Here is a 12,616-nt window from a genome sequence, read left to right on the forward strand (position 1 = left end):
CGAGACTTATCATCTCAAGTTCATATTGAGGGGAGAGAAAATTTTTGAGCATAGGCATTTCCTTTTCGATAGACCTATTAGAGCAAACCTCTAGACAAAAAACGGTCACTCTGATCTAATATGCGTATCAACAAAGGATACGTATATTGTATTTCAACCTCACTGCGTTTATTGGCAGCATAGGTTTCCACCGCACCGGCTATTTTCCCCTCCGCTTCACTGATTTTACCTTGTTCATAAAGCACTTGATTGATATCTTTCGGAGCATTTACCTTGTCATTTGCCAGGTTGATTTCCGTATTAATGCCCAGTGCTTTTGCCGTGGTTTCTGTCGGTTGAGTATCTTTATTTAAGATGATTTTGCCCCCAGTTAAAGTCGCTTTAGTCAGGCTGCTATCACTATCGCTTTCATACATTGGCAAACCTAAATTTGGTGTGGTGTATTTCTGTCCCTTAACCGTATAAGTGCGGTCACTTTCTCGTTTTTTCTCTTTATGGGTGTTTTTATCAAAATAACGGTCGTCTTTTTGTCCCATGCTAAAATCAGCAGACAGACTTAATGCCTGATAGCTGCTTTCATTTTGAATATTCGTAAACGTCAGTGTATTGGTCGTCAGTTCACTGTTTTTCGGATTGCGGCTGGCAATGGCGCCGCCGGTTAATGTGACGTTATCCGCATGAATATGATAACCGCCCTCTTCAGCAAATAATCCCGTCTGTTTGCCGACTTGTTTAAAGTGGCTGCTAGCTCGGTTGCCGCTGCCGCCCAAGCGAAAATCCCATGCGCTGCCAAAGCCGAACTCCAGTTGTAATCCTGCACTCAGGCTGCGGCTGGATTGCTAGTATTCATCTTGCAGGCTTTCAATGAATACAACCCTTATTTAAGAATTATTTATTATCGTTATCTATATTGTGATTATTCATTTTTTTTATTTTCCTATTCCAGTAATTAACAAGTTTTATGTGTTCTATTCTTGATACAAGAATTTGATTATTTTCATCTAGTGAACTTCCACCTAATATAATCGGATGTATAAAAAACAGTTCATAATCACGTTTTTTAATTTCCATTAATGAACTCCAAGAAGTTTTTTGATTTGAATATTAAATATTTTCTACTCATTCCTATAAATGGAATAAATACTATATTCATAGTTTTTAAATCATAAGCGATAGCTTCTCCACCACCATTTGATCCGATTAAGAAAATATCATCGGTATATTCAGCCACTTCATATTTATTGTTAAAAAGGATTAACTCTTCAGCTTTCCATAAAATGATATATTCATCATCAATAAAACCTTCACCACCATTTATTTTTTGTAAGAAATCTAAATAATCAGTTGGTAGTTTAAAAGGTAAACTGCTTACTAATTTATTAAGCATCTCAGACGCTGTAGGTGGATTTTTGTCTTAACATTTTAATTTCCTTTATTTTTTCTATACTTTTTTGGAGATTAATCTGTTGATAAATATAATCACCACTAATTGGATCTTTTTCCAGCATTAATGATTTTCCCTAAGATAGTACACATTAAAAAATTGCACCACTGGAGGGCTTGTAGGAATCCAATCTTATTCTTCTACAGAAATTAAAAATAAGTCACCGAAATTAATATTACATTTTTCTTTTTTATTAAAAGAATAAAATATTAGATTAGATCGCTTAGTTTCTATATTGCAGATATCTTTAAAGTTAAGATATAGAACATCCTTATTCTTATATTTTAAAAAAATACTAACCTCATTAATATATATATATATATTAACTCTTAATGAAAAATCATTTAATTCCTTTAAAAAGAATACATTTCCATCACCAGAATTATCGAAAATACTACCTTCTGAACACGAGAAAAGTTCTGATAGTTCTAATTCATTATATTTAATATACATTTTATTTTCCTATAACTGTAATAACATCACCATTATTATTAGTAATAACTCTAACTTTATTAGTTTCATGAACCCAAGTTCCTGGGCTATGCCCAGCTATTTTTTGTCCATTAATTATTGCATCTTCAACAACCATAGGAGGAATATTTCTAGGATCAATATATTTCTTCACTAAATCATAATATTCTTTAGTACCTGCATTAAAACCTAGATTTTGTGCTAATTGATTCGCTCTGGTATTTAGTATGGCTCTGACTTCTAAGGTATCTGGAGCCATTCTTTCTAAAGTATGAGCAGAATATTTGCGCCCGTTAATAATAGCCCCATTAACGTTCATACTTCAATTTACTGAAGGGTAACTAGTTACTTGCAGGTCATTTGATAATTTATTAGCTGAATTAATTTTATCAAATGAATTATTTAAACTTACTTTCCCTAAAGTATTTGCTACTCCTATTTGTGGTAAGCCATAAATTATTTCAGCAACATTTGTATCAATCCCCGTTAAATCACTTAACAACTGTGCACCATAGGTATTATATTGTTTACCATTAATTAATGTGTTCACACCAGCATTAAAATGATCTGCACCATAAGTTGCAGCGGTACTACCCGCAGAGATTGCTAAGCCACAACCAAACCCAACTGTCGCTTCACAAGCTACTAAATTCCTCTGTCCGTAGTGCCATTTGGGCAGATTGTTTAATTGTATTGCTGTCGCTGCCAACTGCAACGCCAACTAATGCACTAATGCCTGCTGCACTGGCTTGTTGGATTACTTTGCGTTGGTCGGGCGTTAAATCAGTTTGGCTTTCAAGATAGTGAACAATTTCAGTGTTGATATATTTACTTCACATTAACATTCAACAAACTTATGATTTTCATATTCCCAATCAAAATATTTTCTTAGTTTACTTAATATATCTTCCCAAGTTTCTCCCTCAATAGAATTAACTAAAAATTTTAATTCTTTTTCTAAATCATCAAAATCATCAAAATCAACAATAATTGTTTTTTCTCCTAATAATGCCTTATCTTTTTCTACCCAATACCTTACCCAATTAAGATTGACAACATGAACTAAAAAGTAATCTGAAGATATATCATCTGGTATACCTATAGATAAAGATAATGTTAAACAATATATTGGCTCTAACATTGCTAATTGAGCCTCATATTTATTAGAAACTGTGTAAAAATAGATATCTTTTAAATCAGCTCTTAACATAATTATTCCTTAATATTAATATGTAAATTACTATCTGAAATGAATTTTCCTTTTTCATTTGTAAATCCTCTTTCAAAATTAGCCTGAACACCGGTTTCGGCATAAGAAGAATTAAGTTTTCTATTTGCTGGGCGATACCTTCTTGTTCCATCCATACTGGTTAATCCTCCATTGCTATTATGAATAGCACCATCGCCAATCCATTCATATGCTAATCGCTCAATTTCTTGACGACTAAATGTTCCGTTAATAGTCAAATTACCTTTACCAAAAGCCGCATGTTCTAAAACTGGATGTTTAGAAACAATATGTTGGAGATTTTCTTGTTTTAATTGCTCTTTCAACCTCGGATACAACGCCACATTCTCAGCACCACTTGAAACAGTTATTTTAGAGGTTTGATTCTCATACCCAACGGTTTTTCCAACAACAGGGAGCTTGCTCGGTGAAAGCTTACCTAGTGCATTGCTATTCCCCACTTGTGGTAAACCGTAAATCAACTCCGCTATACTCGCATCAATCCCCGTTAAATCACTTAACAACTGTGCACCGTAGGTATTATATTGTTTACCATTAATTAATGTGTTCACACCTGCATTAAAATGATCCGCGCCATAAGTTGCAGCGGTACTACCTGCAGAGATTGCCAAGCCACAACCTAGCCCAACTGTCGCTTCACAAGCTACTTTAGTGGCGCCTACACTTCCTACCACCGTTGCTCCGCCGGCGACAGCTTGCATTGCGCCACCAATTCTCGTAGTTACTGCATATTTTTGATTGGTGTCTGAAAGGGAATCACCTATTGAATATTTAAACATTGGTACCTGAGTACTAATTTGATAGCCAAAGTCATCTTGCATTGTTGTTGCAATACGTTGGCGTTGTAATAGTAAGCGTTCTTCTAAATATTCAGGTGTATTACCAAGTTCTTCCATGGCTTTAGCTTCGGTATAACCTTGACTATCTTTTGATATTTGAGCGGAGCAATGCACTAAGGCACAAGCTGCTACGGTTAAACGCCGCTCTTTTTCTTTATCACCATTGGCGAGTTCTTTTATTCGTTGTTGTTCGCTCGGATGCAACTGCCGATTATACATTTCTGCATTTAAGGCAAGGTTTGCCCCTTGTGCAGTGCTGTTGCTGTTACCACCCACAAGATTTCCGACGGCTGCGCCAATACCAAGTGCGGTCAGATTCTGGAGAGATTTTCTTGCCTCAGGACTTAAATCGGTATGTTTTGCTAAGGCTTCGGCAATTTGGCTATTAATCACTTCCCCTGCCGCACCGCTTGCTGCACCGGTGAGGATATCGCCCTTGCCGGCGGCAGCGGCTATCGCACCGTTAATACCGTGTAGAATCACTTTTTCAAGGCTGCCGTCTTCATAACCCATTTTTTGTGATATTGTCCCCACCGCCATGGCACCATATTGTGCAGCAACCTGAGCAAGGGCTTGTTCGCCTTTGATTTTATTTTCATCTACTTTTTCTACCTGGCTGTTTGCACGGTTTAGGTCGGTGTTAATGCCCAGTGCTTTTGCTGTGGTTTGGGTTGGTTGGCTGTCTTTATTTAAGGTGATTTTGCCTTCAGTTAAATATTTAATGTTGCTACTGAAAAAATATGAATTTGCTCGGAATCATATCTGCAAGCCATACTTTTTCATTACCAATATAAAATTTAATTCCATCCTTTATGGCTGATTGAGTATCAATAGAAAGTAAAATAGGTGAATGACCTTTTCTCTTTCCAACAGCTAAGGCTGTACCCATATCTTCAGACAAATGAACATATTGTCTTGACATTGGACTCAATCCATTTTCTAAAATAGAGCTCAAATTATCAGCAGATGTTCCATGATATAAAATAGTAGGAGGAATACCTATTTTTTTATTAATTTTCATTGGAAGACTATGTCCATAAAAAGCACGAATATATTTCCCGCTTATTTCATGTCTTTTTTTGTCGGATAAATCTATCATTTGCTCAATATTATGTTGGGTCAAGTTTTTCCAATCATCCTGCTGTTTCAACGATGATATTAATTGTTCTAACAATACCCAACCTTCTTCATCAAGTTCTAGCTCATATTCCCAAGGAGCATGTCTTAATGCATAAGAAATTTCTTTACTTAAATTTTCAAAATATTTTTTGTTACACATTTATTCTTTCGCCTTATTTATTTCACCTTGTAACCATTCATCAAAATTATTAACAACATAGTGATTTTCTCGATTTCCTAAATCATATACATACACTTTGGGATCTCCTGAATGATCTGTAAGATCAAAACAGGCTGCCCAATCGAGATCTCGAGCAAATGAAATTAAATTTTCTTTTCCCGTTAATTTTTGAAGTATTGAAATATGCTGTTCAATATCTTCTCTATAATCTTCAAACCACCAATTAAAATATTGTATCGAATTTACATAACTTAAATTTTTAGATAATTCAATGTACTCTTTAGGAAAAGAAAAGCCTTTTGGTAAAATTTTATTTGAATATGGTGTAAATGAATTTCTCATATTTTACCTCTTGTTTTTGTTAATTAATTTTAGGGTCATAAATTGAACCATTAGGAAATTTGTTATTCCAATTTTTAGGTGCATCTTTCATTAAAGATTGACGTTCAATCCTTAACTTGATAGCTTCCCCCCAAGTAGTTGGAAACTTACCATTAACACTAAATCGTTCGGCTTGTTCTGCTGTTAATTTATCTGCATAATTATGCACATTAGCTTCAATCTTAATTCCAGCCTCTCTTGCAGCCAGAATTCTGGTATTATCCATGCTTGTAGGTGCATTATCAGGCATATTTACAATATCAACAGGATCGCCATTCCAACCATTTTTTTTCATACTTTCAACTAATGAATTATAATTGTAACTCTTTCCTGATTTTTGGAATGAGACGGTTGCTTGTGAAAATGAAACTGTTGTTGGATCAAGCGTTTGTTTTCCCGTAGGTAAGGTATAATATTTAGCTAAAGCCCTATCTAGTAAGTTACTTTTAGAAGCCAAATTACTAGCATTATTTATGTTTCTTATTTTTGCGACTTTCTGAACCGCTTTAGCCATACTACCACTTAGTACTAATCCCGAAGCCGGAAAGCCTGTTAAATTACCATCAATATAACCAAACATTTGACCTGCTAATGCAGGATCATTTTTTATTGCATAACCAAAAAGTGAACTCCATTCGTCAATTGATACAACCACTTGATCAAAAGTTTCCTTTGGATGGCTAATAACATAAGCTAGATTTTTAACTGTTTCATCTATATTTATAAGGCTATCAACTGTGTCAACTGTACTATCAATAATACCTTTACCTTCAGCTTTTCTATATGCTTGTAAGAATTCAATAGCCTCAATATCATCAAACCCATACATATTTTTTATGAAATCAATCTTTTCTGATTCAGTAAAATAATAGTTATCAAAAGCAAAACTATTATTCTCCACCGCCTTCTTAGCGGTTTCCGCACCATAAATCACCTGAGCTGCCGTATCTAGTCCTGTTGTGCCTTTTGTTTGTGATATGGTTCCGGAAAGCACGCCTCCGGCTAACGCTGCAAGACTAGCTACTTTTTGACGTTCTGCTTCACTCAATGCTTCAAGCGGTTTATCATAAAGTGCTTTTATGATTGCCGGGGTCAGTAATTCCGCTCCTGCACCGGCAACAGCTGCCGAGGCAATATCACCACCAGAGGCATACACCTCTATTGCACTCCATACTGCATGTGCTACGGCATTGGCTTCTTTGTTAACTGAACCATCTTGATTTTTTGTATGTTCTTTTATCAACTTATTTACCGTTGGGGAAGCCGTACGTACCGCCACTTCAAGTGTAGGTTTTCCGGCAAGTAGGGTGGTTATTAAGGCATTGATACTATCTGCTGTGCGTTTATAACTGCCACCAGTTCCCCATTTTTTCCCTTCAGCATCGGCATTGTTAATTTGCCGTTGAAGTTCATTTGCTTTCGCTACCTCACCTTGCGCTATGGCTTCCTGTTGTGCATGCTTTAAGATTGCAACTTCTATTTCTTTTTCACGTTGTTGACGAGCAGTATAGGCGTCAACCGCACTTGATATTTTCCCCACCGCCTCACTGATTTTACCTTGTTCATAAAGCACTTGATTGATATCTTTCGGGGCATTTACCTTGTCATTTGCCAAGTTGATTTCCGTATTAATGCCTAGTGCTTTTGCCGTGGTTTCTGTCGGTTGGGTATCCTTATTTAGGGTGATTTTGCCTTCAGTTAAGGTCGCTTTAGTCAGGCTGCTATCACTATCGCTTTCATACATCGGCAAACCTAAATTTGGTGTGGCGTATTTCTGTCCCTTAACCGTATAAGTGCGGTCACTTTCTCGTGTTTTCTCTTTATGGGTATCCTTATCAAAATAACGGTCGTCTTTTTGTCCCATGCTAAAATTAGCAGACAGACTTAATGCCTTATAACTACTTTCATTCCGAATATCCGTAAACGTCAGTGTATTGGTCGTCAGTTCACTGTTATCCGGATTGCGGCTGGCAATAGCACCACCGGTTAATGTGACGTTATCCGCATGAATATGATAGCCGCCTTCTTCGGCAAATAATCCCGTCTGTTTGCCGACTTGTTTAAAGTGACTGCCGGCTCGGTTACCGCTGCCGCCTAAGCGAAAATCTCATGCGCTGCCAAAGCCGAACTCTATTTGTAATCGTTTAGCATCGCTATTATGATGAAACAATTCAGTTTTTATTGATATTATCTAGATGTTTTTTTATTTTTGTATAAAATTCATCTATTGATTGTATATCAACAGACCATTCGGATATTTTTTTCCCTTCTTCATTAAACAGATTTCTATTTGGTATAAAAGTATTAATATTCTCAAGGGTGAAGTTATCATATTCATCCGGAAACAAAATTTTATTTTGAATAAAAACATTATTTTTTTCAAAGTACAAGATCCAAGAAAAAATGAAATTAGGTTCTAATTCAGCTGACACTAACAAAATAGCTTTATTTTCTTTTTTTCTATTAATTAATGAATTGATCCAGCTTTTCAAATAATCTTTTTCATCCCAGAAGCCAATAGGGATGAGAAAATCCTCTTGAAAATCATTAATAAAAATCCTTGTTGGAATATTTAATCCAAATTCAGTCATTACTGGTGGAGATTTAAATACAATATCAAACATAGTTTAGTCCTTAATTCTATTTAAATTTTTATCATATGTTCCTAGCCTATTTCCTCTTTTATCAAACATCTTCCAACCGTTGCTGATATTGTGTTCATTAAGGTCAAGCGTAATATAAATTGTTGAAACTGGCATAAATATTATGCATTAGTTGCGTTTATTCATAATTTAAATTCAGAATTATAAAATTCTGCTGAAAGATAATAAGAGAAGTCAAAATGATTTTTGGACTTAAAAAAACCTAATTTTTCTAATTGTATTTGATTTAATTCATAAATACCTAATCCTTCATCATCATCCTTATCAAAATTAATTATTTTACGTAGTTCTTTTAAATCCTTATTTATTATAATCTTAAAAATTAGTTGTTCAGTTTTATTATCAAAAACCTCGATAAATCTTGTAAAATAAAGCATTTTTTCTTCTCCACTTTACGGTTCAATAGTTCTTTTGGGGTCTGCTGGCTTTGTTTGATTTCCCGTTTTATAATCAAACTCTCCTAAATGCTTTCCTCTTTTATTGTAGACCTCTAAAGCCCCATGTTGAGAATCCCATTCATATATTCGTCCATCTTTATCTTTCCAGCGAGCTCGTAAACTGGAACCACCTTGAAAAGGTGTTTTGGGGACTGAATATAATGTAATAAGCTTTATTCGTCATCACTTAACAATGCTAGATTCTATATAATAATTAAAATACTCACTTTTACCGCAATATTGTAAAAATTTAATTCCTATTGAATAATCCTCATTCAGTGAAATCACTCCAAATCCCGTATCATCATGAGGATATAGTGCAATCTGCAATTTAGGGTTTACAAGAAAACAAACTTGCCCAACAACTTTGCTGTATGATAGTGCCATAACCATTTCACAAAATGGCATAAAAAAGTCTTTATCAAAATGAATACTGAGATGTTTAGCTAATAAAGGTGCATCATCTAAGTACTCTATATAACTATCTGTTAATGGTTTCAAATATCCTTTTTCTTTAGATATTTCATAAATATCATTATAGATATTGAATCTAGGATCTAAATCGGCTTTATCATCAAAACATAATGCGGAAATAAGAATAAAATCCTCTAAGTCACTTGAGAAAAAATTATAAAATAATTCACAAGCAAGTTTTATTCCCATTAAAGGTTCTGCTGTTTCTGTTTCTTCAAAATAACCAATCCATGTTGAACTAGTGCTAAATCCATTAAAATTAATATTAGCCAAATGAATACTCTTATTTATTATCAAATTTGATGATTTTTCCATCACTAACTCCTACTGTTATTTTTTTAGTTTTGCTTGGTCTATTTTTTCCCAAACCAACTTTCCATTCACCTAGTTTATCTGAATGTTTCGTATTACTTTTTTCCCATATTTCATCAGTATAATTATTTTTGTACTGTTGACCATGTTTAGTAAAATCTTCAGGATGTGAAGTCGGAGTTCTAACAATATCTCCTTTCTTAGCACTATTCACTTTTTTCTTTGGAGTTTCAATATAATTTGTCGAAACAATTACATGATCATTCCAGTTTCCAACCTGAATTTCACCACCGACCAAAACATTATCATCCTTTCCCTGTTCATAAATTGGTGTTTCTAATGTTTGCTTTCCATTAGGTTGCAGTACAGGAGTTGTTAAAATTGTTGGTTTACTTTCAATAACTTCAAAGCCACCTAATTTCGGTATATCTGTAGGATCTAATATGCTATATTTTAATGAAAAATGAAGTATATTTTGGGTCATAAGTTTATTATTTCCCATCATATAAACCATTAATAAATGATCAAATTCATCTGATGACAAATGATCTATCATATTGGATAATTTTTCAGCATTTAATTGAATAATTCCTGCTGCCAACGTAACTTGTGCAATATCTTTTACAATAGGTTTAACAAGTATATTTTTACAAGATGAGGCTTTCAAACAAGCAGAACCAGCCATTTTTGCTGCCCAAGCATAATTATTCTCCACCGCCCTTTCAGCAGTCGCCACTCCCTCAATAGCATTTGCAGTAGCAGAACCGTTCGTTGTTGCTCCGCCAACCAATCCTCCTGCAATCATACTTGCCGTTTTCAGTAACTCTTTTTCCGATTGGTTTAATGCTTCTATCGGTTTATTGTAAACTTTTTCAGCCAATAGCATTGCTGTGCCTTCGCCTGCGATACCGGCGAGTGCCCCGGCAGCACTGTCTAAACCGGCAGCTTTAAACTCTACAGCGGAAAGTACCGCATGAGCCAGTAAGTTAGCAGTTTTGCTATCTTTGGTCGCTTCATGTATTAGATTATTTGCTGTCGGAGATAAAGCCGCCGTTGCCACTTGTGCGGTAGATTGCCCTGCTAAAATTGCACCGGTAATCGCACTAATGGTTTTGGCTGTTTGGTAATTATTGCCGCCAATTCCCCAGTTCTCTTGTTTTGCTTTTGCAAGCAGGATGGCGTTGTTAGCTTGTACCTCAGCAGTTTTATCACCACGTTCAATCGCTTGATGGCGTGCATTTTCGGCAGCTGCCATTTCAACCGCAGCCTCACTGCGTTTATTGGCAGCATAGGTTTCCACTGCACCGACTATTTTCCCCACCGCCTCACTGATTTTACCTTGCTCATAAAGCACTTGATTGATATCTTTCGGGGCATTTACCTTGTCATTTGCCAAGTTGATTTCCGTATTAATGCCTAGTGCTTTTGCCGTGGTTTCTGTCGGTTGGGTATCCTTATTTAGGGTGATTTTGCCTTCAGTTAAGGTCGCTTTAGTCAGGCTGCTATCACTATCGCTTTCATACATCGGCAAACCTAAATTTGGTGTGGCGTATTTCTGTCCCTTAACCGTATAAGTGCGGTCACTTTCTCGTGTTTTCTCTTTATGGGTATCCTTATCAAAATAACGGTCGTCTTTTTGTCCCATGCTAAAATCAGCAGACAGACTTAATGCCTGATAACGACTTTCATTTCGAATATTCCTAAACGTCAGTGTATTGGTCGTCAGTTCACTGTTCTCCTGATTACGACTGGCAATGGCGCCACCGGTTAGCGTGACGTTATCCGCATGAATATGATAACCGCCCTCTTCGGCAAATAATCCCGTCTGTTTGCCGACTTGTTTAAAGTGGCTGCCGGCTCGGTTGCCGCTGCCACTTAAGCGAAAATCCCATGCGCTGCCAAAGCCGAACTCTATTTGTAATCCTGCACTCATACTGCGGCTGGATTGGTGCTGTTGGTCTTGTTGGCTTTCGAGGATTAAATCCTTTCCAATATCGGCATTGATGGTGTCGGCAAGTGCCGTTGTGCCTCGTAAAGTTGTGTTTGCACCGCTTTTGAGGTTTAAGGTTTCGGTATCAATAAAAGTGTTTTGATATGCCGTGCGTTCGTCGCCGGATTTATTGCTGCCGTAACCCACTTTGGCATACAGCGACCAACCGGTGTTTGCCCCTACGCTAAATGCTGTGCCTACTTCCACACCCACATTCTGACCGCTGCTTTTTTGTTTATAGAAGTCGGTGCCGGCGGTGAGGTTGATATCTTTCAGGGCATTAAGCGTTACTGCACTGTCTGCCAAGCGGTTACCATTGCTGTCCCGGCCGGTTAAGTCTGCACGTTCAAGATTAATATCACCACGTCGGGCTTGTAGCGTAATATTTTTACCATTAAGCGTGTTTGCCACACTTTCTTGGGTTTTTAAACTGCTATCGGTACGCCCGTGTGCCACACCGACACCGAATTCGGCACGGAAGAGTACCTGTTCGGTATTGTCAGCTATCATCTATCCAACTGAAAATGATGCAGTAAGTGGTCTTATTTATATTATCTATAAATACTCGTACAATATTCAAATGCTTTCATTACTGCTATACCAAGTTCTTCATCAGAAAGTGTTATAGGATATTCAAATGTTACAGTATTACCATTTTTATCTCTAACAGATGTAAATCCATCTAAGCTGTCTTGATGATGAGGAGTTACTATTAATTTTCCATTATTAATATCTATGGATAGAAAATTCATATCCCTATAGATTTCTTTTTTATTTTTATATCCAAATTTTAATTTCATTTCTTTTTCGAGGCTATTTGTTAGGGATTTCATTTTTTCAGAATGAAATATTTTTTGAAATTCAGATATTTCCAAAACCCTACTTTCTTTTAATTTTTTTCGAATAATCTCACCTAAATAATCATGACTAATATCCAAGGAGGTATACTCAAAATTTTGTTCGGGATTTGTCATACCAATCAATCCTTTTAAATAAGAAGTAACAAGTAAAAAGTCTTTGTTTTTTCTAATTAATATACTCTTATTATCTTTCATA

Annotated in this window: 17 protein-coding genes; all 17 read right to left on the reverse strand. The window is 35.9% G+C overall.

Features of this window, described 5'->3' with window-relative positions:
• Window positions 1–77: 77 nt before the first annotated feature.
• On the reverse strand, window positions 78–770 hold the full coding sequence (locus tag EDC44_RS10535; protein ID WP_131978565.1) for a hypothetical protein: 693 nt from the start codon (window positions 768–770) through the stop codon (window positions 78–80).
• A gap of 118 nt (window positions 771–888) precedes the next feature.
• On the reverse strand, window positions 889–1,071 hold the full coding sequence (locus EDC44_RS10540) for a hypothetical protein (RefSeq protein ID WP_131978568.1): 183 nt from the start codon (window positions 1,069–1,071) through the stop codon (window positions 889–891).
• Complete coding sequence (locus EDC44_RS10545; RefSeq protein ID WP_131978571.1) at window positions 1,061–1,387, reverse strand: SMI1/KNR4 family protein; 327 nt, start codon at window positions 1,385–1,387, stop codon at window positions 1,061–1,063. Before EDC44_RS10545 ends, EDC44_RS10540 begins: the two co-directional genes overlap by 11 nt.
• 189 nt (window positions 1,388–1,576) lie before the next feature.
• Window positions 1,577–1,897: a hypothetical protein gene (locus tag EDC44_RS10550; RefSeq protein WP_131978574.1), complete on the reverse strand. Its 321-nt coding sequence runs from the start codon at window positions 1,895–1,897 to the stop codon at window positions 1,577–1,579.
• Window position 1,898: 1 nt separating this feature from the next.
• Window positions 1,899–2,234 (reverse strand): hypothetical protein, encoded by a 336-nt coding sequence (locus EDC44_RS10555; protein ID WP_131978577.1) that lies wholly within the window; start codon window positions 2,232–2,234, stop codon window positions 1,899–1,901.
• 3 nt (window positions 2,235–2,237) lie between these two features.
• On the reverse strand, window positions 2,238–2,624 hold the full coding sequence (locus EDC44_RS10560; protein WP_131978580.1) for a hypothetical protein: 387 nt from the start codon (window positions 2,622–2,624) through the stop codon (window positions 2,238–2,240).
• A gap of 129 nt (window positions 2,625–2,753) precedes the next feature.
• Window positions 2,754–3,125: an Imm8 family immunity protein gene (locus EDC44_RS10565; protein WP_131978583.1), complete on the reverse strand. Its 372-nt coding sequence runs from the start codon at window positions 3,123–3,125 to the stop codon at window positions 2,754–2,756.
• Between the two features lie 2 nt (window positions 3,126–3,127).
• Complete coding sequence (locus EDC44_RS10570) at window positions 3,128–4,537, reverse strand: hypothetical protein (protein ID WP_131978586.1); 1,410 nt, start codon at window positions 4,535–4,537, stop codon at window positions 3,128–3,130.
• A 193-nt stretch (window positions 4,538–4,730) separates the two neighbouring features.
• On the reverse strand, window positions 4,731–5,282 hold the full coding sequence (locus EDC44_RS10575) for an RNA 2'-phosphotransferase (RefSeq protein WP_131978589.1): 552 nt from the start codon (window positions 5,280–5,282) through the stop codon (window positions 4,731–4,733).
• Entirely contained in the window at window positions 5,283–5,645 is a 363-nt protein-coding gene (locus tag EDC44_RS10580) for an SMI1/KNR4 family protein (RefSeq protein ID WP_131978592.1), read from the reverse strand.
• 19 nt (window positions 5,646–5,664) lie between these two features.
• On the reverse strand, window positions 5,665–7,548 hold the full coding sequence (locus EDC44_RS13335) for a VENN motif pre-toxin domain-containing protein (protein WP_131978595.1): 1,884 nt from the start codon (window positions 7,546–7,548) through the stop codon (window positions 5,665–5,667).
• A gap of 307 nt (window positions 7,549–7,855) precedes the next feature.
• A complete protein-coding gene (locus EDC44_RS10590) occupies window positions 7,856–8,308 on the reverse strand; it encodes a hypothetical protein (protein ID WP_131978598.1) in 453 nt (150 codons plus the stop codon).
• A gap of 161 nt (window positions 8,309–8,469) precedes the next feature.
• A complete protein-coding gene (locus tag EDC44_RS10600) occupies window positions 8,470–8,724 on the reverse strand; it encodes a DUF7683 domain-containing protein (protein ID WP_131978604.1) in 255 nt (84 codons plus the stop codon).
• Window positions 8,725–8,739: 15 nt separating this feature from the next.
• Window positions 8,740–8,961: a colicin E3/pyocin S6 family cytotoxin gene (locus EDC44_RS10605; protein ID WP_131978679.1), complete on the reverse strand. Its 222-nt coding sequence runs from the start codon at window positions 8,959–8,961 to the stop codon at window positions 8,740–8,742.
• A 6-nt stretch (window positions 8,962–8,967) separates the two neighbouring features.
• Window positions 8,968–9,573: a hypothetical protein gene (locus tag EDC44_RS10610; protein ID WP_131978608.1), complete on the reverse strand. Its 606-nt coding sequence runs from the start codon at window positions 9,571–9,573 to the stop codon at window positions 8,968–8,970.
• A complete protein-coding gene (locus EDC44_RS10615) occupies window positions 9,542–12,070 on the reverse strand; it encodes a hemagglutinin repeat-containing protein (protein ID WP_131978611.1) in 2,529 nt (842 codons plus the stop codon). Before EDC44_RS10615 ends, EDC44_RS10610 begins: the two co-directional genes overlap by 32 nt.
• Before the next feature lie 41 nt (window positions 12,071–12,111).
• On the reverse strand, window positions 12,112–12,615 hold the full coding sequence (locus EDC44_RS10620) for a contact-dependent growth inhibition system immunity protein (protein WP_131978614.1): 504 nt from the start codon (window positions 12,613–12,615) through the stop codon (window positions 12,112–12,114).
• Between the last annotated feature and the right edge of the window lies 1 nt (window position 12,616).

It is taken from the genome of Cricetibacter osteomyelitidis (assembly GCF_004340985.1).
GTDB lineage: Bacteria > Pseudomonadota > Gammaproteobacteria > Enterobacterales > Pasteurellaceae > Cricetibacter > Cricetibacter osteomyelitidis.